Source organism: Streptomyces sp. NPDC088246 (genome assembly GCF_044741025.1).
In the GTDB taxonomy this organism is placed as follows: domain Bacteria; phylum Actinomycetota; class Actinomycetes; order Streptomycetales; family Streptomycetaceae; genus Streptomyces.
On record NZ_JBIURV010000008.1, the window covers coordinates 67,898 to 92,091 of the forward strand.

Consider the following 24,194-nt stretch of genomic DNA (forward strand, 5'->3'; position numbering starts at 1 on the left):
CCGCTTCCGGCCGGTGACGGCAGCCAATGGCGCGTTCTTGGCGCGAAACGGTGATCTCTTCACGCAATCTTGACGGGGTGGCCGGGGCGACGAAAGCGGGGTGGTCGCGACGACATCGACACGGGGAGGTCAGGACGGTGTCACAGCTGCCCCTGACCCCTGTCGGAACCGCCGACCCGCAGCCGTACGGGACCCAGCAAACCGCTGACACGCTGGCCCGGGAAGACGAAGTGGGTCGGGCTCGTCGCGTCCAGGTGCGGCGCCAGCGTCCCGAACGCGGTGATGTCGAGGGTATTGGCTCCGGGCCCGATCAGACCTGTCAGATCGAAGACGTACGGGGAGCACACGCGCACCCCCGCGGCGACGCCGCCGACCCGCACCTCCGCGGTCCCGCGGACCCGTCCGAGGTCGAGCGACACCTGCCCCGGGGTGATCTCGGCGGGCACGGTCACCACGCGGCGGTACCGCACACCGCCGCTGTACTCGGCGAGGCCGTGCGTCTCCCAGTCGCCGACGCGAATCCGCCCGGGCCCCACTTCACAGCGCACGGGCCCGGCCAGCGCGGCGCCCCCCTCGTACCCGGGGCGCGTCCGCACGCGCAGGGCCGCGGTCCGGGGCCCGGAGGGGCCACCGGCCGAAAGGCCGACGGTCACGGTCAGCACGTCCCGCGAGTCGACGGCGGTGACGGGCCCAGTGCACTCGGAGCCGTCCACGAAGACAGTCGTCTCGCCGCGCACGAGCGCGGTCAACCGGGTGGCGCCCGGCGGCAGTTCGCACCACAGCCACTCAACCGCTCCCCGGCGCCCCGGGACCGCGAACCGGACCGGCACCACCGTGCCGTCGTCCGCGGTCGGATCCAGCCAGGCGGCGCCCGGCAGCGGATGAGGGCGGCGGCGCAGATACAGCGCGGCCGGGTCACCCATCGGCGCGCGACGTACCGCGACCGGCACACGTCCGTCCGCGCTCTCGGCCCACCAGCGGGCGTCGCTGTGCAGGGTCGCGACACGATTGCCGTTCCCGTCGTCGAAAACCGCATCCACCAGGACCGCGCGGTCGCCGCCCCCGGACGTCTCCACCGTGATGTCGTTGTCACCGATGCGCAGGGCCGCCGCCACGTCATGCCGTCGCACGCGCGGGACCGCGTGTTCGGCGTACGGGTCGAATCCGCCTTGCCTGCCCACCACTCGTCCATTGACGCGCAGTACGCACGGCACGCGCGCGGCCACCTGGACGACGGCCCGGACGGGGAGGTCCGGGAGATGCAGCGTCATGCCCATCGTCCCGGAGGCGTGAATCCATTCCGGACGCCGGTAGCGCTCCGGATCGCGTACGAGTGCCACATGCGCCCGCAGGTCACAATCCTGATCAGGTGTCAGCTCCAGTTCGAGCAGACGGCGGCCCGCTGCCACTCCTACCGGGCCCATCGCAAGGTGGCCCTCGTCGTCCAGGAAAACGGGGGTCCCGTCGAGCCGGGCCCGCTTCGCCGCCGCGGCCCCGATCGCGAGGTGTCCGTCGAAGGCCTCGTCGAGGTGCAGTTCCATGCGCAGCCGCACCAGCTCGTCGGCGGCGGTGGGGCCGATGTGTACGAACTCCTCCGGCACATGCCCTTTGGGCCCCAGAACGGCACGGTGGATCGGGTCCTTGTACACGCCCAGGGTGTCGGACCACTCGAGGGCCGACGGGACGTCGTGGCCGGGGCGGTCGCCGAGCACGATCGCGTGCGGACCGAACGTCGCGTGGACCGTGGCCGCGACCGGCTCATCGGTGCGGTCCGGCACGGCCCATCCGTCGCGTACGCCGTCCTCCCCGGCCTCTTCCACGCGGTGCCGGAAGGTCCGGCGTTCGGTGACGGCCGGGCCGGCGGGCGGCCCGGCCGAGGGGCGGGCGAAGTCTCCCCAGGTGTTGTCGAGGGTCGGCACGAGCGTCATGTCCCAGTCCGCGTCCGGAGGGATCTCGATGGTGGTGACGTCCGGCGCGGGTGCGTCGGCTGCTATGGGCAAGGCCGTCTCTTGGGTTCCCGCCGGAAAGACCAGCACTGCTGCGGGGCCCGTATCGAAGGGGACATCGACCTCCACGGCCCGGACGTCGTCATCGGCGGGCCGCACCGGAAGCGTCCGGGGAGCGCCGCCGAACGGATCCAGCAGGACCGCCGGGCCCGCCACGTCCCGCACCCGCACCCGTGCGCCGCGCGCATAGCGGTCCGGATCGAAGTCGTACCGGGCATCCAGCCAGCCCAGTGCGGCGCCCCGCTCGTCGGGGGCCGCGACGGCCGCTCGGGTTGCCCGTGGGGCGGCGGCGGTCAGGAACACCACCGTGGCGCCGTCCACACGGCGCGCGAGTGCGGGGACCGGGGCCCGGACCACCGGGTGCCCCACGGCGAGCGCCGCGGCGAGCGAGTCGCCCGGATCGTCCGTCATGGGGACGGCAACGGCCCGGCCGTCCGCGAAACACGCGCGCAGCTCGGCAAGCGCGGTCGCCGACCCGGGGCCGATGACATGCTCGGGAAGGGCGCCGACCGCGATCAACTTCCCGCCAGAGGAGGCGAATTCGATGAGCCGGCGTGCGGTGTCCCGTTCCAGGACAGTGCACGAGGGCAGCACGATCGTGGCGTACGCCTCGTCCGCGACCCTCAGCCGTACACCGCCGTCGGACGGAGCGATCCGGGCACGCGCCAGGGATGCGTCGTCGATGACGTCGGCGTCGAGACCGAGACGGTCCATGATGCCCGGCCGGGTATGGAACCAGGTCATGTCACCGGTGAGTCGGAGATACGTCGACTGGGCCCGCGCCGCAGCATCCGTGACCCCGTCCAAAGCGGTACCGGCCTGGGCTGTGGTGGTGGGCAACAGGATCGCGATGTCGCACAGGTGGTGGCCGAGGCTCAGGATCGCGCACAGCCGGGTCACGGCGTCGGCGAAGACGCGGTGGTGGCGCCAGTACGGCTGACGCCAGTCGGTTGCGGGTGGCGCCCACTCCCACCAGCCGCCCTTGGTCGTGTAGTAGACGGCATGCGGGTTGTAGAGGGTCGCGCCCGCGCGGAGCCACGGCAGCAGCCAGTCGAAGGTCTCCTCCGGCGTGCCGCCCCAGCCGGTGGAGTGGAAGGCCTCGATCCAGGTGCGGGGGCGGCCGTAGAGGTGGGCGAGCGAGGAATGGATGCGGGCGTCCCCGTGGTGGTCGGAGCCGGGGGCCGAGAACCAGCGGTGGGTGCGGGCGTAGTCGGCGTACAACTCCACGCCCGCGACGGGGTGTCCGGCACGGGCCGGGTCCTGCTGGTCGCAGCCGATGAGCAGGCCGTGGCGGTCGTGCCAGGCGGCCAGCGGCCGGAAGAACGCCTCCTCGGCCAGCTCGGCACGGGTCACCTGAAAGTCGCGCCGGACCCGGTGGGCGTCCGGATCCGTGCTGTCGCCGTACAGGGCGTCCAGCCGTGCAGTGATGTCGTACCCGCGAAGGCGCACGAAGGCGTCGGCGAAACCGGTGGACCAGGTGGGCAGGGAAGGCAGCTCGTCCTGGAAGGAGCCGACGACGACGGTCCCGAGCCGGTCGCCGAGCCGGCGCTCGAACTCCCCGTGCACCCGGTCCAGCAGTGAGGCACACGCCTGAGTACCGAGGTAGTCGAAGCCGAGCGGCACATGATGATGGAGCGTCAGGCGCCAGCGTCCAGGGCTCGGCGCTCGTACGACTCCGTCGGCCACCGCGACCGGGACTGCCGGGCCGACTGTCCGGCCGCCGGCGTCGACCGGTTCGGCGCGGCCCGCGAGCGGCCGTCCGTCCGGGGGACACCGCAGCTCTCCGGTCCCTGCCGCTGTGGAGTCGACGACGGCACGCAGGCGGTCGAGCCGACGTCCCGCGTGGGCGGGCTGTTCGTCGACGAGGCGCGCCTGGAGGTCGGCGCCGGAGAAGCCGAGCTGATCGTAGAACCACAGGCTGACGCCGAGTTCGAGGGCGTCGTCGCACACGCTGTCGAGCAGGGCCCACCAAGCATCGGACATGAAAGGCGGGTCGTCGGCGTCGGAGCCGAACAGGGGGCCCGACGGTGCCAGGTTGAGGAGCACGAGGTTGTGCACCCCGCCCTCCGCGAACCGCTCCAGCTGTGCCCGCAGCCGCGCGTGGTCGAGCCGTTCTCCGCTCCACCACCAGATGGCGGTGGGCGAGAAGGCACGCGGGGGCTCGGCGAGCACCGTCGCGATGCTCGGGGGGAGTGGTGGGTGCGCCGGGTGTGTCATGAGATGCCCTCAGCCCTTGAGACCGCCCGCGAAGCCCTTGATCACATATCGCTGGAGGACCACGAACACCACCAGGATCGGCAGGGCGGCCAGCACCAGTCCGGCGAAGACGAGTCCGTAGTCGGAGACGTACTGGCCGACGAACGCGAACACACCGACGGGCACGGTCTCCTTGCCGGAACCGCCCAGATACAGCAGCGGGGTGAAGAAGTCGTTCCAGATGAACACGGCGTTCAGGATGATCACGGTGCCGGTGATGGGGCGCAGCAGAGGGAAGACGATCCGGGTGAACGCCTGCCGGTGGGTGCAGCCGTCGATGAGCGCGGCCTGTGCGTAGTCCTGCGGCAGGGCCCGGATGAATCCGGTGTAGAGGAAGACGGTGAACGGAAGTTGGATGCCCGTGTAGAAGAGCACCATGCCCTGGTAGGTGCCGAGCCAGCCCAGGTCGTCGACGAGTTCGTAGAGCGGGATCATGCCGAGCTGGAAGGGCAGCACGATGCCCAGCAGGAACAGGATGTACAGGCCGTAGCCCATGCCGCGGGCGCGGCGCGCGAGGTAGTAGGCCCCTGTGGAACCCAGGACGACGAGGATCAGCAGACTGACAGCGGTGATGACCGTGCTGTTGAGCAGGGCGGGCCCCAGCGACGCGGAGGACCAGGCGTCGCCGAAGTTGGCGAAGGTGGGCGGGGAGGGCAGCGAGAGGGGCGAGTCGGAGATCTGCCGGGGGTCCTTCATCGCCAGGGTGATCAGGGCGTACACCGGGAACAGGAACACGACGGCGACCGCGATCATGACAAGTTCGAGGGCGTACTGCCCGAACCGTGGCCTGCGGCCTCTGCGTTCGGGTTTCTGTTCGGCGGGTCCGCGGGACGTGTCGCTGATCACGCGGTGACCTCCCTCGCGCGCAGATAGCGAAGCTGGACCAGGGAGACCGCGGCGACGAACAGCGCGAGGACGAGGGCGACGGCGGTACTGTAGCCGAACTTCCCGTAGACGAACGCTTCCTTGTACAGCACGGTCGACAGGGTCTCGCTGGAGGTGCCGGGTCCGCCGTTGGTCGCGGCGTAGACCTGGTCGAAGAGTTTGAGACCGCCGATGGTCGACAGCATGAGGTTGATCGTCAGGGCCGGGGCCAGCAGCGGCCAGGTGACATAGCGGAAGCGCTGCCAGGAGCCGGCGCCGTCGATTCTCGCGGCCTCGTGGAGTTCGGCGGGTACGCCCTGCAGGCCGGCGAGGAAGACGACCATCGAATATCCGGCGTACTGCCATACGACCATCGCCGCGACGGACCACAGGGCGAGCGAGGGATTGCCGAGCCAGTCCTGACGCAGACCGCAGAGTCCGACCGCGCCGAGGACACCGTTGAGGCCTGCGCCGTTCTCGGGGTTGTAGATGTACTTCCAGAGAATCGCGACCATGACGGGGCTGACGACGGCGGGAGCGAAGAAGATCAGCCGCAGCAGAGCGCGGGACTTGATGTCGGCGTGGACGCCGAGCGCGAGCAGCAGGCCGACGCCGTTCTGGACGACGACCACGGCGACGGTGAGCAGCAGTGTGTTGCTGACGGACTCCAGTGCCCGGCTGTCGTCGAGCAGGGCCCGGAAGTTGTCCGGGCCGGTGAAGGAGAAGCCGCCGATGCCGGACCAGTCGGTGAAGGCGTACATCACCCCGGCGAGGCTGGGGTACAGGACGACGACGCCGTAGACGACGAGCGCCGGAACTACGAAGAACCAGGGTGGGACGGTGTGATCGCGGCGCCGGACCGGGCGGCCGGAGCCGGCCCGCAGCCCGCCCGTGGCCTGGCCGACCGTGCCCAAGGCGGCCTTCTCGGACGTGGTCGTCACGATTTCTTCCCGTACGCCTTGTCCATCTGTCCCAGGGCGCCGTCGACGTCCGTCTTTCCCGCGAGCAGGTTCTGTACGGCGGCGAAATGGGCGGGCTGGACCTCGGCGTTGGGCCAGCTCTGATCCATGAAGGGGACGGCCCGGTTGTCGTCGATGACGGGCAGGAAGTCATCGAGGACGGGGTCGATCCTGGTGGACGCATCGCGCTTGAACGGGATCGCGGCGACGGACTGCGCCCATCGGTTGACGTTCTCCTGCTTCCCGAGGAACTCGATGAGCGCCTTTGCCCCTGCTGCCTTCTTGGACCGTGCGGAGACGCCGAGGCCGACGACGATGCCCGCCGGGATCCACAGGTTCGCGGCGTCGTCACCGCCGGGGAACGGGAACATGCCGAGGTCGTCCGGTGTCCGGGTGGCCTGACGGAAGTTGGCGAGTACGGCGGAGACCTGGACGGCCATCGCAGCCTTACCACTCGCGACCATGGATGTCTGCTGCTCGTACGTCGTTCCGTTGGGGTTGTCGTTGAAGAACCCCCGACGCTGCAACTCCTGGTACTTGCCCAGCGCGTCGGCCCACCCGGAGCCGCGGAAGTGTGCCCGCCCGGCTGCCATCTCGGCGTCGAAACCGGGGTTCTTCGCGTAGACGGCGTTGGGGACCAGCGCGTAGGTGATCAGTTGGGTGACCCAGGGAGTCTGCGCGCCGAGCGCGATCGGTATCACGCCCTTGGCCTTCAACTTTGCGCAGACGTCGAGTAGTTCACTCCACGTCTTCGGCGGCGTGACGCCGGCCTCGGCGAAGGCCTTCTTGTTGTGGATGGCGCCGATGGTGCTGCTTCCCGCCGAATACAGATACATCTTGCCCTTGTACCGGTACGCGGGGTGGAAGTTCGCCGGGACTTCCTTGGCCCATGCCTGGTCGCTGAGGTCGGCGAGCAGCCCGGCCCTGGCCACCTCGACCATGGACATGGCGCTGCCGCTGCCGGGATAGAGCACATGCACATCGGGGGCGTTGCCACCCGCGAGCTGAGTGCGCACCACTGTCTGTACCTGGTCCGTGGGCGCGAAGGAGGTGGAGAACTCGTCGTCCGGGTGGGACTTGCGGTAGAGCGCGACGAGTTCCTCGATCGGCTTCTGCTGGTCGGCGACGCCGACGATGCGCAGCTTGCCGGAGCCGCCGCTCGAATCGGAGCAGGCGGTCAGTGCGGGGGGAAGGGCGGCGAGCGCCGCGGCCCCACCGCTGATACGGAGAAAACCCCGGCGCCCGACCGTGTGCCGGCCCGGCCGGCTGCGAGAACCCGTCGTCATGGTGTGTCCTCCTCGTGCGAACGGGCGGACGATGGTTTCGCCGCCGGTCCTGATGTGCGTCGGCTCCGGGTGAGCGCCGGCTCGGGCCGGTCCGCCGGAGACGTCCCGGCGTGGCCGTCTGCCGGTGGATGAGTCGCGGTGAAGCGGTAGGCACCGGAGGACACGCGGTAGCGAACGTGGTCGGAGGCGATCGCGAGCAGCGTGATGTGGCGGTCGTCGGCCCTCGGGGCCACGCCCGATTCGCGGATCGAGCGGGGGTCCGTGGTGGGCACGTACACATCGGCGGTGGAGCCGGGCGGCACCAGGACCCGCAGGGCGAGCCGGCCGCGGTGTCTCTCCCATGTCACCTCGACGGTGCCACGGACCGATTCGTGGCGGGCGCTCGCGTGGCGCAGGGCACCCGGGCGGGGCCGTATCCGCAGATGCCGGTATCCGGTGGAGTCCGGCGCCTGGTCGAGGCCGGCGACACCGCGGTAGAGCCATTCGCCGATCGAGCCGAGCGCGTAGTGGTTGAAGGAGTTCATCGACGGTGCGCGGAACCCGGTATCGGGGGTCCACCCGTCCCAGCGTTCCCAGATCGTGGTGGCGCCGTGCCGCAGCGGAAACCGCCACGAAGGCACTTCGTCACGGTGCAGGAGCGCATGGGCGAGGTCGGCCCGCCCATGGGCGTCGAGGACGGGCGCGGCGAGCGCGACCCCGAGGAAACCGGTCAGGAGGGCGGGTCCGGCCGACTCGACGATTTCACCGAGACGGTGTGCGGCGGCGTCGACGAGGCCCGCGGGCAGCAACTCGAAGGCGAGGGCGACGAGATAGCCGGTCTGGGTGTCCCCTGCGACACGTACGGCAGGAAGTGCGGCAGCGGCACTCTCGACGGTGACGAAGTGCTCCGCGAACGTGCGACGAATGTCGTCGGCCAGCTGGTGGTAATGATCCGCGACGTCTTTCTGTCCCAGGGCATCGGCAGCCTTCGCCGTGAGGCGGGCACTGTGTGCGAAGCAGGCCGTGGCGATGACATCGCGCGGGGTGGGGGTGCCGGGAGCGAGCCAGTCGGAGAAGTGCGGACCCACCCGCCTGCGCCAGACCAGATCCGTGTTGTGGCGGTGAATCAGATCGACCCAGGCGCGCATTCCCTCCAGCGCCCGGGCGAGGAACCGCGGGTCGTCGTAGGTGCGGTAGAGGTGCCACGGGATGATCACACCCGCGTCGCCCCAGCCGGGCGCGCCTTCGTCACAGACCCCCACGAGGCGCGGGGCGACATTGGTGAAGCCGCCGTCGGGTGTGCGGGCGTCATCGATGTCGCGCAGCCACTTGGTGAAGAACGCCGCGACGTCCGCGTTGAGCGCGGCCGTCGGCAGGAAGACCTGCGCGTCGGCCAGCCAGCCGAGCCGCTCGTCGCGCTGCGGACAGTCCGTGGGCACACTGACGAAGTTTGAGCGCTGTCCCCACGCCACACAGTCGTGGAGCCGCCGGAGCTCGGCGTCCGAGCAGTCGAACTCCCCGGCCCACGGGGTGTCGCTGTGCAGCGCCACAGCGACGACATCGGACTCGGTCAGCTCCGGGACTCCACTGATCTCCGCGTAGCGGAACCCGTGATAGGTGAATCGCGGCTGGAACACGATGTCCTGACGCCCGTCCCCGACGAGCACATCGGTCGCGGCGGCGGTCCGCAGATTGGCCGTGTACAGCTGGTGCGACTCGTCCAGCACCTCGCCATGGCGGATAACCACCCGTGCCCCGGCGGCGAGTTCACCGATCCGCAGCCGTACGCGCCCGGCGAGGTTCTGGCCGAAGTCGACGATGTGGGTATCCGGCGAGATGCGCCTGACCGAGCACGGACGCAGTTCGGCCATCGCCCGCACGGGCTCGTCGACGGACGCCACGAGCAGATGGTGGTCTGCGTCCGCGACCAGGGCCGGGGACCAGCCGGTGTCGTCGAAGCCGGGCAGTTCCCAGCCGTCGGCCGCGTGCCGCAGGTCATGGCACTCGCCCATGAGCAGATCCGCGTGACGGATGGCTCCCGTGCTGGTGCGCCACGTCTCGTCGGTGACGATCGCGGTACTGCGGCCGTCCGGACCGGTGAGGTGAAGCTCGGCCAGGAACTGGGGGAACGAGCCGTAGTGTGCTCCGGCCCTGCGCGGCTCGAAGCCGACGAATCCGCTCCACCAGCCGTCGGCGACGGTCGCGGCAAGAACGTTCTCACCCTCACGCAGCAACGCGGTCACGTCATACGTCTGGTACTGGACGCGGCAGCGGTAATCGGTCCAGCCGGGGGCGAGTTCGGCGTCGCCGACCCGTACGCCGTTGAGCCGGACCTCGTACAGGCCACGCGCGCTGACAAGGAGCCGGGCCGGCGTGCCGGGCGAGCCGGTGAAGGTGCGTCGCAGGACGGGGCACGGGGCGAGCCCGTGGTCGTCGAGGGCGAACTCGCCCTCGGTGGGCGCGTCCATGACGTCGACCGGATGCCGGTCGTGAGTGATCCACGACGCCCGCCAAGCCCCGGCTTCGGTGAAGGCCGTCTCGAACCAGGACGTGGCCTCGGCGGGCACCGCCGTTCCGGCCGGCCAGACGCAGACCTGCCAGTGATAGCGCGTACGGCCCAGGAGAGCGGGTCCGGCGTACTCCACGGCGGCCGCATGGGGATCAGCCACCCGGCCCGTGTCCCACAGGAGTCGACCGCCCCCGTCCAGCTCCTCGGGGCGTTCGGCGACACGGACCCGGTAGGCCACCGGGTCGTCGCCACGGCGATCGGACGCGAGCCGCCAGGAGAGCCGGGGCGCGGGTTCGTCGATCCCCAGCGGAGTGGTGCGGTGCTCGCATCGCAGACCGTACGGCCGCAGCGTCCGGTCTTCGGGACGTCCGGCCGCTGCTCCTTCGGCGGGACGGTGGGCGGGTACATCCGCTGCCGAGGGACCGGACACGAGCACGTCCTTCCGTCGCACCGATTTTCCCGATGTGAAATCTAACGTTAATTCTGTGGCGTGGAGACTATGAGCACCTCTGAGGGGTGTCAAGGGTATTGCCGACCCGTCCTCAGCCACCTCGGCAAATGACCGATGTCTCCCCAACTAACCGCCCGTGAACGGCATTGCGACCAACGAAGCGTGGTCTTGTGGCGTGTGATTCCCCTGTGATATCCAGCCTGTGATTACCACATGGGCGGACGTGAAATCACGCGCCGATCCCACCCCGTACCGCACGGGATCCCGCCCGACGAAGGGACGAGTTCCATGCAAATGAACAGTGGGCCAGGCGGCACCGGAGGGTTCGGCAGACGGGCGATGCTCGGCGGGACGGTCGGGATGGCCCTCGCCGCGGCCGGCCTGTCGGCGGGCAACGCCTGGGGTGACGCCCCCTTCCACGACGACCCGTTCACTCTGGGGGTCGCCTCCGGCGATCCATGGCCGGACGGATTCGTGCTGTGGACCCGCCTCGCGCCCCAGCCCCTCGCCCCCGACGGGGCCGGAGGCATGCCGCCGTACTCCGTCGACGTCCAGTGGGAGATCGCCCGCGACGAACGCTTCCGATCCGTCGTACGCCGGGGACGGACCCGCGCAGTGCCCGAACTCGCCCATTCCGTCCACGTCGAGGTCTCCGGGCTGCAGCCGGGCAGGCACTACTACTACCGCTTCCGCGCCGGTGGTGTGCACAGCCCCGTGGGCCGCACCCGCACCGCACCCCCGCCGCACAGCCGCCCCAAAGAACTCGACTTCGCGTTCGTCTCCTGCCAGGCGTGGTTCGAAGGCTTCTACACCGCCTACCGGCACCTTGCCGAGGAGGACGTCGACCTGGTCCTGCATCTCGGCGACTACATCTACGAGAACGCCATCGACGCGATGGGCGGCGTGCGCAACGTCCCCGTCGCCGCCGAACTGCGCCCCGAGCCGATGGACCTCGTCCAGTACCGCAACCGCCACGCACTCCACCGCTTCGACCCCGACCTCATCGCCGCCCACCGGGTCCACCCGTTCGCCGTCGTCTGGGACGACCACGAGGTCGAGGACAACTGGGCACGCGACAGGTCCAAGGCCGACACCGAACCCGACCAGGACCCGGCGGTCTTCCGGCAACGCGCGGCGGCGGCCTTCCAGGCGTACTACGAACATCTGCCGCTGAGGCTGCCGAACAAGCCGAACGGCTTCGAGGCCCGGATGTACCGCAGCCTGCGCTACGGGCGGATGGCCACGTTCCATATCCTCGACACCAGGCTCTTCCGCGACGACCAGCCCTGCGGCGACGGCACGAAGAGCGGCTGCGACGAACGGCTTACACCCGGCCGCACCATCCTCGGCCCGGAACAGGAGCAGTGGCTCTACCGCGGCCTCGGGCGGTCGGACACGACGTGGAACATGATCTCCCAGCAGATCCCCGTGACCCAGGTCGACACCGACCCGGGCCCCGGCCAGGCATTCGTGATGGACTTCTGGGACGGTTATGTGGACGCACGCAGGCGGCTGTTCAAGGAGATCACCGACCGCAGCGTGAGCAACCCCGTCGTACTGACCGGTGACATGCACCGTCACCTCGCCGCCGATCTGAAGCAGAACTTCGACGACCCCGAATCGCCCACGCTCGGTGTCGAGTTCGTCGGCTCGTCCATCTCCACCACGAAGGACGGGATGGACCTGGACCCCTCCGGGGCCAGACTGCTCGCGGCGAACGAGCACATCAAGTTCACCAACTTCCAGCGCGGATACGTACGTTGCTCGTTGACCAAGGAGAGCTGCCGCGCCGACTTCCGGGTCCTCCCGTACGTCACCACCCCCGGCGCCCCTGTCTCGACCCGCACCTCGCTCGTGACCGAGGCGGGCCGTCCCGGGATTCAGCCCGCCTGAGACCGACCGGCACATGGGGGGTGGGAGAAGGAGCGGGGCTGGGTGCGTGCAGCTGCAAGGCGGAGGAGGGAGGCAACGCGAAGGGGGTCCCCCCATGCTTCAGGGCTATGGGGGAGTTGTCGACTGACGGCAACGCCACAGGTGTGCGTGCCCAGCCCCGCGACGCCGCCCCCATGTGCCGGTCGGTCTGAGAAACACCGGCCGCCCCCTGCCGGGAGAGCGACAGGGGGCGGATCGCGCCGGGCGTGTCCCTCGCCCGGCCCTCGGCCCGTCGCCGGCCATACGGACGGCGACGGGGAAACCCGGTCAGGGAGCGGTGCCCCAGGAGAGGGTGCCGCCCGCATAGACGGCGATCTTCGAAGCGTCGGCGTAGGCCGTGTTGGTTCCACGGCTGTAGTCGTCGGCCTCGTTGAAGTTGGACCAGTCGGTCTTGTTCAGCCGCAGCTGAATCTCCCCGGTGGAGGCTCCGGCGGCCAGGCTGCCGCTGCTGAAGCCGACCTCCAGGTAGTGGCTGGCCCCCGCAGCCGAACCGCCCGAGGAGAACACTCCGATGTTCACATGGGAGCAGCCGATGACCGCGTAGTCGCACAGTGCCGAAGGTGCTCGCACCGGCCTCGGGCGTGAACCAGTACCGCACCTTCACCGTGGACAGATCCACCGCGGTGGAGCCGGTGTTGACCAGTTGCAGACCCATCCGGATCTGATTGTCGGTGGCGGAGGAATCGGTGTTCTTGTACTGGACCTTGAGGGTGCCGTTCCCGGTGCCGCCGCCCTGGTCGGTCGTGGCCGAGACCGCCGCGGAGGCCGCCGAGACATTACCGGCAGCGTCCCGCGCCTTGACCGTGTAGCTGTACGCGGTCGAGGCCGTCAGGCCCGTGTCCGTGTAGGAGGTCGACGCGGTGGAACCCACCTGAACTCCCGAGCGGTACACGTCGTAGGCGGTCACAGCGGTGTCGTCGGTCGACGCCGTCCATGACAGCGAGACGCTGCCACTGGTCTTCCCCGTGACCTTCAGACCCGTGGGCGCGGTCGGCTCCTGGGTGTCGTCACCACCGCCGCTGCCGTCCAGCGGCGGGTAGGCGTTGCGTACCAGCTCCTGGAACTGCGCGGAGAACCAGTGGCCCGCCAGCGGGGAGTTCGGCAGGGCGCCGGTCAGGTTGTTGCCGTTGCGGCCGTTTCCGGTGTACGTCGGGTCGCACATCCGGTCGAAGCCCTTGCCTTCGTCGTTGTCGACGGGCTGGCTGTTGCCGTCCGACTCGCCCGGGGGCTTCGCCCAGACGTAGGCGTCGATGCCGGGTTCGGGGGCGCTGGTGGGCCGCTCACCGATGCCCGCACCGCGCGATGCCCTGTTCGACGGCCATGGAGACCAGCCGGGCCTTGAGATTCCCGGTGGGCATACCGGAGATCAGCTGCCGGAACCTCTTCCGGCGGTCGTGCTTCTCGCGGGTCTTCTCGGCGGTGAAGTCAAGGTCTTCGATGCCGATCGCGGCGACACCGGCCTGCTTGGCCCAGTTGATCAGCCGGGTCGGGGCGTGGCGGATCTGGGCGTCGCGGTGACCGGCCGAACCGGACAGGTCGTAGCCGAAGCGGTGCGGGTCGCCGACCGGGTTGCCTTGCCGGTCGAGGTGGTAGGCGGCGAAGTGGTCGGCGTTGGTGTCGACGCCGATCATGCCCCGGGCGCGGGCTGTGGCCAGCGTTGATCACGGCAGCGGCTGTCCTTGCAAGGTTCCCCATCACAAGAGCTCCTCGGATCCGTGCCGCCGCTCCGACAGCACGGTGATCCGAACATAAAGGGCGCCGTGACCGGGGGAGGGCAGACGCTCGGGGTGCCCCGCCGGACGAATCCGTCCGGGTGCAGGGAACCCCGCCGGGCGGTACTCCAGCCGGACCCGCCGGCTGACTCCGGAGGGTGGGACCACGGCGCGGTTCCTTGCCCGGTGCGAACTCAGAAGATCATCTTGCCGGGTTCCCGAATGCGGGCCGTCCAGGACGCCTGAGACGCACCCGGCCCGTCCCCGGGATGCCCTGGATCCCCCGAGCCACAGGAGTTCTCCGATGCGCCTGCGCGCCGCTCTCGCCGCCGCTGCCCTGCTCACCCTCACCGTCGCGGTGCCTGCCGCGGCCGCCGAGTCCAAGGACCTGGTGCCGGACCGCGGGCTCCTCCTCACCGTCTCGGGCAGCGAGAACACCTGGATCCGTGGCGTCGCACTGTTCTGCCCGCCCGCCCCGGATGCCCATCACCCCCATGCGGCCGCCGCCTGCGCGGCGATCGACCGGGCGGAAGGCGATCTGGACGCCCTGCCCGGCAGTCCGCGTCTGTGCATCGAGGGGTACGACCCGGTGACGGCCACCGCCACCGGTAACTGGGACGGGCGCCCCGTCCGCTGGCAGCGGACGTTCCCCAACGCCTGCGTGATGGACGCGGTCACCGGACCGGTCTTCCGCTTCTGAGCCCGGCCGGCCTGAGAGCCTGTCGGGTGACCTCTGATCGGGCGGCCACGCCCTGGCACGCACGCTTCCGGCGTTGCCGAAATGCCCTAGTAGCTCCTTCCCCAAACTCTCAACTCCGGTCGAGCAGGGGAGACCCCATCCGAGGCCGTCCCGGCGCCTTGGAATCGCACGCACCATGCCGCGTCCGCTCTCCGATCGAAGGTCACCCGACAGGTTCTGAGCCGGGTGACCCACCCGGCTCAGGACTCGCGCGTCGCAACCATCCCCAGGGTGATCAGACCGAGCACCACCCATCCGAACCAGAGCCAGCCGCTGCTCCCCAGCGCCACCGTGTAGGCGGTGACCGCCACCAGGGACGCCACGGTGATCACTCCCATGGTTTTCGTGGATCCGGACATGCCCGCACCCTCCTCATCGGCCGCGCGGCCGTGGATGCCATCGTCACCCCGGAGGTATGCCCACCGCTACTGCCCGCGCGCCTGCAACGAGGCGAGATAGGCGTTGTACGCCTGCAGCTCCTGGTCCCCGTCCCGGTCGGCCGCCCGGTCGGAGCGCTTCGCCGTGCGCTGCTCGGAGCGGTACCACTGGAAGACCAGCGCGATCAGCACCAGCACCGACGGGATCTCGCTGAATGCCCAGGCGATGCCGCCCGCCCAGTTCTGATCGCTCAACGCGTCGACGCCGAGCGAGGCCGGTGGGTTCTTGTACGTCTCCACCATCGGCGTCGTCGCCATCATCAGCGCGATACCGAAGAACGCGTGGAACGGCATCCCCGCGAACAGCTCCAGCATCCGCATCACATAGCCGGGCCGGTGCGGCCCCGGGTCGACGCCCATGATCGGCCAGAAGAACACCAGACCGACCGCGAGGAAGTGCACCATCATCGCGATGTGCCCGGTCTTCGAACCCATCAGGAAGTCGAAGAGCGGGGTGAAGTACAGGGCGTACAGGCTGGCGATGAAGAGGGGAATCGTGAAGACCGGATGCGTGATGATCCTCATGTACCGGCTGTGCAGCAACATGAGCAGCAGCTCACGCGGACCGGTGCGGTCACGCCCCGCGACCGGGAGTGCGCGCAGCGCCAGTGTCACCGGAGCGCCCAGCAGCAGCAGGATCGGCGACAGCATGCTGATCACCATGTGCTGCACCATGTGCACGCTGAACATGACCATGCCGTAGTCGTTCAGCTTGGTGCACATCACCAGGGCGATGGACAGCACACCGACGACGAAGAAGACGATCCGGCCGGCCGGCCAGCTGTCCCCGCGCCTGCGCAGCCGCAGCACGGCGTACCCGTACAGGCCGATGGCGAGCACGCAGCCGATGAGAAAGAACGGGTCCGCGGAGAATTGAAGCCCACGTCCCAGCGTGAACGGCGGCAGATCCATGTTCATGCCGTGCCCGCTGTGATCCATCTGTTCACTCCCGCTGGGGACGTCCCCGTTTCGTGCCGGTTGTCCCGACCAGAGTAGAACTGCCCCCGGCCGCAGCTGCGGCCGGGGGCAGTTCGTCGGACAGGGGTGTCGCTCAGAGCACGCACTCCGCCTCGGCGTAGCGCTCGGCCGGGACCGTCTTGAGGGTCTCCACGGCCTCAGCCAGCGGCACCATCGCGATGTCCGTGCCACGCAGCGCCGTCATCATGCCGAATTCGCCGCGGTGCGCGGCCTCCACCGCGTGCCAGCCGAAACGGGTGGCGAGAACACGGTCGTACGCGGTCGGGGTGCCACCGCGCTGCACATGGCCGAGGATCACCGGGCGGGCCTCCTTGCCCAGCCGCTGCTCCAGCTCGATGGAGAGCTGCGTGGCCACGCCCGCGAACCGCTCGTGCCCGTAGATGTCCTTGGTGCCCTGCTCGAATTCCATGGAGCCGCCCTGACGCGGCTTGGCGCCCTCGGCGACGACGACGATCGCGAACTTCTTGCCGGCCGAGAAGCGCTTGCCGACCAGCTCGGTCAGCTCGTCGATGTCGAAGGGGCGCTCCGGCACGACGATGGCGTGCGCACCGGCCGCCATGCCCGAGTGCAGGGCGATCCAGCCGGTGTGGCGGCCCATGACCTCGACGATCAGCACCCGCTGGTGGGATTCGGCGGTGGTCTTCAGCCGGTCGAGTGCCTCGGTGGCGACACCGACGGCGGTGTCGAAGCCGAAGGTCACATCGGTGGAGGCGATGTCGTTGTCGATCGTCTTCGGTACGCCGACGATCGGCAGGCCCGCCTCGGAGAGCAGATTGGCCGCCTTGAGAGTGCCCTCGCCGCCGATCGGGATGATTGCGTCGAGACCCAGATCGGCGACGTGGCCCCTGGCCTGTTCGACGCCGCCCCGCAGATGGGCGGGCTGGACCCGGGAGGAGCCGAGGATCGTACCGCCGCGGGCGAGAATGCCGCCGACCGCGTCGAGGTCGAGCTTGCGGTAGTCACACTCGAGGAGACCCTTCCACCCGTCGTGGAAGCCGATGACCTCGTCGCCGTGGTCGACCACCGCGCGATGCACGACGGAACGGATGACGGCGTTGAGGCCGGGGCAGTCGCCGCCGGAGGTGAGCACACCAATTCGCATTGCCCGGGAAACCTTTGCAACGTGGGCCGACGACCGGACCACGTCGTCCGGTTGGATCCCCGCCACCCTACCGGCGCAGGGTGGCGGGACCGAACCGGGCGTCCGCCTGCTGGACGCCGCTCAGCTGAGCGAAAGCAAGAGCGTCCGGCAATCGGGGGGCGGCGTAGCGGGGCTGGGCACGCACTCCCCCAAGGCCTCAAGGGCCAGGGGACCCCCTCCGGCGTTGTCGTCGGTCACCGACTTCCCCAAGCTCTCGGCTTCGCTCGAGCAGGGGAGACCCCATTCGCGTTGCTTTCCTCCTCCGCCTTGCAGCTGCACGCACCCAGCCCCGCTCCTCCTCCCGCCCCTCGATTGCCGGACGCTCTGTGCCTCATCAGGCGGGCTGGGTCGCCGAGGCGATGCGCTCGGCGCGCAGCGCCTCGTACCAGCGGTCGTCCGTCGGAGGCAGGGCGTTGACATCCAGCGCCAGCTTCAGCAGCAGATCCGCGATCAGCGGGTTGCGCGCCATCACGGGCCCGTGCATGTACGTACCGAAGACGGTGTCGTTGTACGCACCCTCGGTGCCGTCGCCGGTGCCGTTGCCGCCGCCGAACTGCACCCGGGCGAACGGCCGTGCCGTCGGGCCGAGATGGGTGATGCCCTGGTGGTTCTCGAAACCGGTCAGCGGCGGCAGGCCGAGGCGCGGGTCGATGTCGGCCAGTACGTCACCGACGCACCGGGCCCCCTCGCCGCGGGTGGAGACCACGTCGAGCAGCCCGAGACCGGGCTCGCGCTCACCCAGGTCGTTGATGAACTCATGGCCGAGGATCTGGTACCCGGCGCAGACCGAGAAGATGATCGCGCCGTTGGACGCGGCCCGGCTGAGCCCGCCGTCGCGGCGCAACCGCTCCGCGGCGAGGCGCTGCGGCCGGTCCTCACCGCCGCCGATCAGGTAGATGTCGCCGGACGTCGGGACCGGCTGGTCGCTGCGGACGTCGACGCGCTGCACGTCGAGACCGCGCTGGCGGGCCCGGCGCTCCACCACGAGCGCATTGCCCTGGTCGCCGTAGGTGCTGAGGAGGTCGGGGTAGACCCAGACCAGACGCAGACCGTTGTTGCTCATGCTTCGTCCTCTCCGGAGGTGGCCGGGGCCGGGGTCAGTTGCCGACACGACGGCGCAGGTCCTGGAAGGCGGTGTAGTTGGCAATGACCTCGATACGGCCGGGCGGGGCCTGCTGCACGGCCTCGTCGAGGTTCTCGCAGACCCGGAAGTCGAGACCGGCGACTTCGAGACGGACCGCGAGGTCCAGCTTGCGGTCGCCCAGCACGAAGATCGGGTGACCGGCGAGCTGGGTGTAGTCCACGTCCCACAGCCAGGAGGTGTCCGTGCCGTCCGCGCCACGGGCGTTGACCGAGAGGATCACCGGGGTGGGCGGCGGGTCGATCAGGGAAAACGTTTCGAGCCAGCCCGCCGGGTTCTTCGCCAGCAGCAGTCGCAGCTCACGGCCGAGGAAACTGACCACGTCGTAGCGGCCCGCGACGGCCTGCACCTGGTACATGCGCTCCAGCGCGACCTGCGGCGGCACGCCGAAGACGGCGGCCACGGCGGCGGAGCTGGTGGCGTTGGCCTTGTTGGCGCGGCCGGGCAGCTGGAGGTGGATCGGCCACGCCGAACCGTGCGGGTCCAGGACGTAGTCGCCGTGCAGCACCCAGCTGGGGGCGGGGCGGCGGAATCCGCACTCGCCGCAGAACCAGTCGTCGCCGGGACGCTGCATTACACCGCCGCAGGAAGGGCAGGACCAGGCGTCGTCCTTCCACGCCTGGCCGGCCGCGACCCACACCACATTGGGAGAGGAGGACGCCGCCCAGACGATCAGCGGGTCGTCGGCGTTGGCGACGATCACGGCCTTCGAACCGGACAGCCCCTCACGCCACTTCTCCGCGAGCATCCGGGTCTCCGCGGCGCGGTCCAACTGGTCGCGGGAGAGGTTGAGCAGCGCGATCACCTTGGGCGTCGTGTCGCGAGCGACCCCGGCGAGGTACTTCTCGTCGACCTCTATCACGCCGTACTTCGCGTCCGAGCCGCCTGCCAGCGCCGAGGTGATGCCCGCCGGCATGTTCGCCCCGAGCGCGTTCGACACGACCGGGCCCGCGGCCCGCAGTGCCTCGGCGATGAGCCGGGTCGTCGTCGTCTTGCCGTTCGTCGCCGACACGAGGATCACGTCCAGGTGCTGCGCCAGCCGCCCCAGCAGGTCGGGGTCGAGCTTGAGCGCCACCCGGCCGCCGATCACCGATCCGCTGCCGCGCCCCGCAGCGCGCGACACCGCTGCCGCGGCCTTACCCGCCGTCACGGCCAGCTTGGCCCGCGGCGACAGCGGCTCCGTGTTGCCTGCCATCGTCCTAGATCCTCCTTGCATCGGTCCACGCCCAGCCTATCGATGTCCGGCGCGGCGACCGCACCGCGGCACCGCCGGGAAGGTGGAGGTCACGTGGAACGTACGATTGCCTCCATGCGAAACCGCCCGATCCCCGGCAGTTCCGGACTGATTCGTGCCATGAGTCTGCTCGGTGATCCGGTGCTGCACAGTGCCTGCGAACCCGTCACGGACTTCGGTCCCTCGCTCGCCCGCCTCGTCGAGGACATGTACGCCACCATGTACGCGGCCCAGGGAGTCGGACTCGCGGCCAATCAGGTCGGCGTTCCACTGCGGGTGTTCGTGTACGACTGCCCGGACGACGACGACGTCCGTCACCTCGGGCATCTCGTCAACCCGAAGCTGGTCGAGGCGGACGGCATCACCCTACGCGGCCCGGAGGGCTGTCTTTCGCTGCCCGGCATCGAGGCCGGCACCCCGCGCTTCGACCGTGCCGTCGTCGAGGGCGTGACGGTCGAGGGCGAGCCGGTACGGGTCACCGGCACCGGCTTCTTCGCCCGTTGCCTGCAGCACGAGTGCGACCACCTCGAAGGCACGGTGTATACGGACCGGCTGACCGGGCTGCGCCGGGCGAGGGCGCTGCGCGCGGCCCGCCGGGCGCCCTGGGCGGCGGGCGGCTGACCGCACAGACCCTCAGAATCCCGGGCCGCCGGGCCGGTCGCCCGCGTCGGCCAGCCGGCCCCACAGCAGATCCGCCAGGCTGCGAACCAACTGTTCGCGGGAGCAAGGGCGTTCACCCAGCCACCAGTCGCCCGCCGCGTGCATCATGCCGACGATGCCGTGGCCCCAGATGCGGGCCATGGCATCATTGTCCGGGCCCAGGTCCACCCGCTCGGCGATCACCAGGGCGAGTTCCTCGCCGAGCCGACGCAGCAGCGGTGCGGAGTGCCTTCCGACATCGAAGCCCTGCTCGGTCGAGGGTGCCGAGTCGTCGGACGGGTGCATCAGGAAGCGGTAGACCTGCGGGCGGGCCTCGATCGCCGCGAGATAGGTGTCGAGCGTCGATTCCACGCGCCGGCGGCGCTCGGCGGGTGCGTCGAGCGCGGCCCGCAGGGCGATGAGCAGGGCATCGGTGTGACGCTTGGCGAGGGCGCGGTAGAGGCCGCCCTTGTCGCCGAAGTGCCGGTAGAGGATGGGCTTGGTGATTCCGGCCTCCGCCGCGATGGCGTTCATCGAGGCGCCCGGCCCGTCCCTGAGCACCACGCGGTCGGCGGCCTCGAGCAGCTCGCGGCGGCGGCTCTCGGCCGCTGTCCGCTGGCGCTCGGCCTGTCGTGTGGTCTCCATGTCGCCTCTCCCCACCCCTGGCCATGCAATTGCGTCCTGCCTGCGCAACGTAACACCCTGCCCTGCGGGGCGCGGATCGGCACCCGGGCGGTTGACAGAGGCTACTTGCCGGTAACAGACTGCGGTTACCGCAAGTAACGAGTAGATTTTCAGGGCAGTACGTGGAGGGGAACATGGCCGAGTTCACGCTCGAACTCAACGATGACCAGAAGCAGGTCCGTGACTGGCTTCACGGCTTCGCCGCGGATGTGATCCGACCGGCGGCTTCGGAGTGGGACGAGCGTGAGGAAACGCCCTGGCCCGTCATCCAGGAGGCGGCCAAGGTCGGCATCTACTCCCTCGACTTCTACGCCCAGCAGTTCTTCGACCCGACAGGCCTCGGTATCCCGATGGCGATGGAGGAGCTCTTCTGGGGGGACGCGGGCATCGCCCTGTCGATCGTCGGTACGGGCCTGGCGGCCGTGGGCGTCCTCGCCAACGGCACCGAGGAGCAGATCGGCACCTGGATCCCGCAGATGTACGGCGACGCCGATGATGTAAAGGTCGCCGCCTTCTGCTCCTCCGAGCCGGACGCGGGTTCCGACGTCGCCTCGATGCGCACCCGCGCGGTGTACGACCAGGCCAAGGACGAGTGGGTGCTGAACGGCACCAAGACGTGGGCGACCAACGGCGGCATCGCGGGCGTCCATGTCGTCGTCGCCGTGGTCGACGCGGAGCTCGGCTCCAAGGGGCACGCCTCGTTCATCGTGCCGCCGAACACCCCCGGCCTCTCCCAGGGCCAGAAGTTCAAGAAGCACGGCATCCGCGCCTCGCACACCGCCGAGGTCGTCCTCGAGGACGTCCGTGTCCCCGGTCACTGCCTGCTCGGCGGCAAGGAGAAGCTCGATCAGCGCCTGGCCCGGGCCCGCGAGCGCGCCGCGTCCGGTGGCGAGCGGGTGAAGAACGCGGCGATGGCCACCTTCGAGGCCTCCCGCCCCGCGGTCGGCGCCATGGCGGTCGGCACCGCCCGTGCCGCGTACGAGGTCGCGCTGGACTACGCGAAGACCCGCACCCAGTTCGGCCGGCCGATCATCGACAACCAGGGCATCGCCTTCCAGCTCGCCGACATGCGTACGCAGATCGACGCGGCCCGGCTGCTGGTCTGGCGAGCCTCCTGGATGGCGACCACCGGCAAGCCGTTCACCTCGGCCGAGGGTTCCATGTCCAAGCTGTACGCGAGCGAGACGGCGAAGAAGGTCACCGCGCAGGCCGTGCAGATCCTCGGCGGCAACGGCTTCACCCGTGAATACCCGGTGGAGCGGATGCACCGGGACGCGGCGATCTACACGATCTTCGAGGGCACGAGCGAGATCCAGCGCCTGGTGATCGCCCGCACCCTCTCGGGCATGCCGATCCGCTAGCGCGGGCGGGAGCGGCGGTGTGCACGGTTCCTGCTCGTGCGGCCCGCACCCCGGCGCCGGCTGTCCTCAATCGCCGGGCAGGCTGAAATTCCGGCCCGTCCGGCGATTGAGGGCAGAGCGGCCGTCCGGTATTGAGGACGGAAACAGTCAGGCGGGCAGCTGGGACTCGATGGCTGCGATGAGCTCCGGGGCCTCCGGCTCCGTGCGCGGGCGCAGGCGCGCGACCGGCTCGCCCGCAGGCGAGATGAGGAACTTCTCGAAGTTCCACTGGATGTCACCGGCCTCGCCGTCCTCGTCCGCGAGTCCGGTCAGCTCGGCATAGAGAGGGTGGCGCCCCTCTCCGTTCACATCGGTCTTCTCCAGCAGCGGGAAGCTGACACCGTACGTCGTCGAGCAGAAGGTCTGGATCTCCTCCGCGTTCCCCGGCTCCTGCCCGGCGAACTGGTTGCACGGCACGCCGAGCACGGTGAAGCCGCGGTCCGCGTACTCGTTCTGGAGTCGTTCCAGGCCCGCGTACTGCGGGGTGAGTCCGCACTTCGACGCGACGTTCACCAACAGGACCGCCCGGCCACGGTAATCGGCCAGGGAGGTGGGCTCGCCGGTGAGCGTGCGCAGGGGGATGTCGTACAGCGTCATGAGGCTCTCCTTGTGAGGGTGACTTCCACAGCCATTGTCACGCCCACAAGTTGATCGGCACGCACCCGATCGCCCGGATTCAGCCGAGGGGGTGTTGCCCAGCCGCCCGATCCGGTGGTCCCTGCGCGGAGCCGATCGCCCCCCCCGCATCGGCGGCCGACCGCTCGGCGGCGGCGAGCAGCGACCTGCCGAGACCCTGACCGCGGGCCGACGGACGGACCACCAGCTTGGCGACCTCCGCACGGTCACGGGCGTTCGGCAGCGGAGCCCGGACCAGGCCGATGGTCCCGGCCAGCCGTTCCGCGTCCCGGGCGATCCAGATCTGAAGGTGTCCCGCATCGACGGCCCCGGCCCTCTCCCGTCACCAGGCAGAGGCCACGTCAGGGTCCAGCGGCGCGAGAAATCCCACCGACGATCCGCCGTTCACGGTCTCCACCAGGAGGGCGGCCAACTCATCGGCCCAGGTGACCAGTTCGGGCCAGGATGCCGGGACGGTCCCGGTCATGAGGCGGTCCTTTCACGGCTTCACAACATTCACGGCAGGACGATCATCAGTGCGTAGCGGACCTGTTCCGGTCCCGGACAGTGGAAGCGCGAAGGGCCGCGCAGCCGGAAGCGCAGGCAGTCGCCTCTGCGCACGGTATGCACGGTGCCGTCGACGGTGATCTCCACCGTCCCCTCCAGCACCCAGACATGCTGCTCCACGCCGGACACGGGCGCGTTCTCGTACGCGACGGCGGCCCCGGCGTCGAGAGTGCCCTCGATGACCTCCGCGCGCAGACCGGTGTGCGGCGGCGAGACCGAGCGGCGTACGAAGCCCGATGCCTCGTCCCGCCACACCGGTTGCCGCTCGGCGGGAACCAGCTGCGGTGGTTCCGCCTCCACCTCCATCAGCAGCCGGGACATCGTCCGCTCGTAGACCGTGCACAACTTGCCGAGAAGGGAGGCGGTCGGGCTCAACTCGCCGCGCTCCAGCCGGGACAGCGTGGAGCGGCTCACCTCACTTCGCCGGGACAGTTCGTCCAGCGACCAGCCGCGTTCGGTACGCAGTTCGCCCAGTCGCACGGCCAGCCGGGCGTCGGCGGAGTCAGGATCCACTCTTTCGAATTCTCTCACAATGGAGACAATATCCCGGATTGGAGAATGGTTGTGTCGTGGACCGGCGGCTGGATGTGGTTGTTCTGCTGACCGAGCGCCGTCGTGCCACGCTTGTTCGGGGAGGTCCCGGCGGGCCCGCTCCGGTCTGCCAG

General features: G+C 69.8%; 17 protein-coding genes and 3 pseudogenes. 4 read left to right on the forward strand and 16 right to left on the reverse strand.

All coding sequences use genetic code 11. The features are described from left to right. Window positions 1-140: 140 nt before the first annotated feature. From ACIPEK_RS13770 to ACIPEK_RS13790, 5 genes are read right to left on the reverse strand one after another with little or no spacing between them, the layout of a single operon-like run. Window positions 141-4,178, reverse strand: a complete 4,038-nt coding sequence (locus ACIPEK_RS13770) for a hypothetical protein (RefSeq protein WP_401994870.1) — start codon at window positions 4,176-4,178, stop codon at window positions 141-143. A gap of 54 nt (window positions 4,179-4,232) precedes the next feature. Continuing rightward, complete coding sequence (locus ACIPEK_RS13775; protein ID WP_401994873.1) at window positions 4,233-5,108, reverse strand: carbohydrate ABC transporter permease; 876 nt, start codon at window positions 5,106-5,108, stop codon at window positions 4,233-4,235. Further along, on the reverse strand, window positions 5,105-6,067 hold the full coding sequence (locus ACIPEK_RS13780; protein WP_401994876.1) for a carbohydrate ABC transporter permease: 963 nt from the start codon (window positions 6,065-6,067) through the stop codon (window positions 5,105-5,107). The genes ACIPEK_RS13775 and ACIPEK_RS13780 overlap by 4 nt, the downstream gene beginning before the upstream one ends. Next, window positions 6,064-7,371, reverse strand: coding sequence for an extracellular solute-binding protein (locus ACIPEK_RS13785; RefSeq protein WP_401994879.1), 1,308 nt, complete (start codon window positions 7,369-7,371; stop codon window positions 6,064-6,066). The genes ACIPEK_RS13780 and ACIPEK_RS13785 overlap by 4 nt, the downstream gene beginning before the upstream one ends. Further along, entirely contained in the window at window positions 7,368-10,289 is a 2,922-nt protein-coding gene (locus tag ACIPEK_RS13790; protein WP_401994882.1) for a family 78 glycoside hydrolase catalytic domain, read from the reverse strand. The genes ACIPEK_RS13785 and ACIPEK_RS13790 overlap by 4 nt, the downstream gene beginning before the upstream one ends. Window positions 10,290-10,604: 315 nt before the next feature. Between ACIPEK_RS13790 and ACIPEK_RS13795 the strand changes: the two genes are divergently transcribed. Continuing rightward, window positions 10,605-12,203, forward strand: coding sequence for an alkaline phosphatase D family protein (locus ACIPEK_RS13795; RefSeq protein ID WP_401994884.1), 1,599 nt, complete (start codon window positions 10,605-10,607; stop codon window positions 12,201-12,203). Window positions 12,204-12,509: 306 nt separating this feature from the next. On the opposite strand, the pseudogene ACIPEK_RS13800 reads toward ACIPEK_RS13795, so the two are convergent. Both ACIPEK_RS13800 and ACIPEK_RS13805 read right to left on the reverse strand, forming a co-directional pair. Further along, window positions 12,510-13,539: pseudogene (locus ACIPEK_RS13800) on the reverse strand (cellulose binding domain-containing protein); the annotation flags it as partial. Between the two features lies 1 nt (window position 13,540). Next, window positions 13,541-13,897: pseudogene (locus ACIPEK_RS13805) on the reverse strand (IS200/IS605 family accessory protein TnpB-related protein); the annotation flags it as partial. Between the two features lie 361 nt (window positions 13,898-14,258). On the opposite strand from ACIPEK_RS13805, the gene ACIPEK_RS13810 reads away from it, so the two are divergent. Further along, window positions 14,259-14,654, forward strand: a complete 396-nt coding sequence (locus ACIPEK_RS13810) for an SSI family serine proteinase inhibitor (RefSeq protein ID WP_401994886.1) — start codon at window positions 14,259-14,261, stop codon at window positions 14,652-14,654. 239 nt (window positions 14,655-14,893) lie between these two features. Here ACIPEK_RS13810 and ACIPEK_RS13815 read toward each other — a convergent pair whose 3' ends face one another. The 5 genes from ACIPEK_RS13815 to ACIPEK_RS13835 form a co-directional block, all read right to left on the reverse strand. Further along, window positions 14,894-15,052 (reverse strand): hypothetical protein, encoded by a 159-nt coding sequence (locus tag ACIPEK_RS13815; RefSeq protein WP_383068631.1) that lies wholly within the window; start codon window positions 15,050-15,052, stop codon window positions 14,894-14,896. A 66-nt stretch (window positions 15,053-15,118) separates the two neighbouring features. After that, the gene (locus ACIPEK_RS13820) at window positions 15,119-16,069 is read right to left on the reverse strand and encodes a cytochrome c oxidase assembly protein (protein ID WP_401994889.1); all 951 of its coding nucleotides are present in this window, start codon (window positions 16,067-16,069) and stop codon (window positions 15,119-15,121) included. A 112-nt stretch (window positions 16,070-16,181) separates the two neighbouring features. Next, window positions 16,182-17,210, reverse strand: a complete 1,029-nt coding sequence (locus ACIPEK_RS13825; RefSeq protein WP_327276624.1) for a 6-phosphofructokinase — start codon at window positions 17,208-17,210, stop codon at window positions 16,182-16,184. 373 nt (window positions 17,211-17,583) lie between these two features. Further along, window positions 17,584-18,312: a type 1 glutamine amidotransferase gene (locus ACIPEK_RS13830; RefSeq protein WP_093893408.1), complete on the reverse strand. Its 729-nt coding sequence runs from the start codon at window positions 18,310-18,312 to the stop codon at window positions 17,584-17,586. A 34-nt stretch (window positions 18,313-18,346) separates the two neighbouring features. After that, window positions 18,347-19,585 carry a MurT ligase domain-containing protein gene (locus ACIPEK_RS13835; RefSeq protein ID WP_093893409.1) on the reverse strand — a complete coding sequence of 413 codons (1,239 nt, stop codon included), beginning with the start codon at window positions 19,583-19,585 and terminating at the stop codon, window positions 18,347-18,349. A 114-nt stretch (window positions 19,586-19,699) separates the two neighbouring features. Here ACIPEK_RS13835 and def point away from each other — a divergent pair, with 114 nt between their 5' ends. After that, entirely contained in the window at window positions 19,700-20,245 is a 546-nt protein-coding gene (def, locus tag ACIPEK_RS13840; protein WP_401994892.1) for a peptide deformylase, read from the forward strand. 12 nt (window positions 20,246-20,257) lie between these two features. Here def and ACIPEK_RS13845 read toward each other — a convergent pair whose 3' ends face one another. Next, the gene (locus ACIPEK_RS13845) at window positions 20,258-20,908 is read right to left on the reverse strand and encodes a TetR family transcriptional regulator (protein ID WP_401994894.1); all 651 of its coding nucleotides are present in this window, start codon (window positions 20,906-20,908) and stop codon (window positions 20,258-20,260) included. Window positions 20,909-21,081: 173 nt separating this feature from the next. On the opposite strand from ACIPEK_RS13845, the gene ACIPEK_RS13850 reads away from it, so the two are divergent. Beyond that, window positions 21,082-22,308, forward strand: coding sequence for an acyl-CoA dehydrogenase family protein (locus ACIPEK_RS13850; RefSeq protein WP_266363770.1), 1,227 nt, complete (start codon window positions 21,082-21,084; stop codon window positions 22,306-22,308). 147 nt (window positions 22,309-22,455) lie between these two features. Here the strand turns inward: ACIPEK_RS13850 and ACIPEK_RS13855 are convergent, their stop codons facing one another. The 3 genes and pseudogenes from ACIPEK_RS13855 to ACIPEK_RS13865 form a co-directional block, all read right to left on the reverse strand. Further along, complete coding sequence (locus ACIPEK_RS13855) at window positions 22,456-22,944, reverse strand: glutathione peroxidase (protein ID WP_401994896.1); 489 nt, start codon at window positions 22,942-22,944, stop codon at window positions 22,456-22,458. 142 nt (window positions 22,945-23,086) lie between these two features. Next, window positions 23,087-23,449: pseudogene (locus ACIPEK_RS13860) on the reverse strand (GNAT family N-acetyltransferase); the annotation flags it as partial. A 29-nt stretch (window positions 23,450-23,478) separates the two neighbouring features. Beyond that, a complete protein-coding gene (locus ACIPEK_RS13865; RefSeq protein ID WP_401994898.1) occupies window positions 23,479-24,042 on the reverse strand; it encodes a helix-turn-helix domain-containing protein in 564 nt (187 codons plus the stop codon). Window positions 24,043-24,194 lie beyond the last annotated feature (152 nt).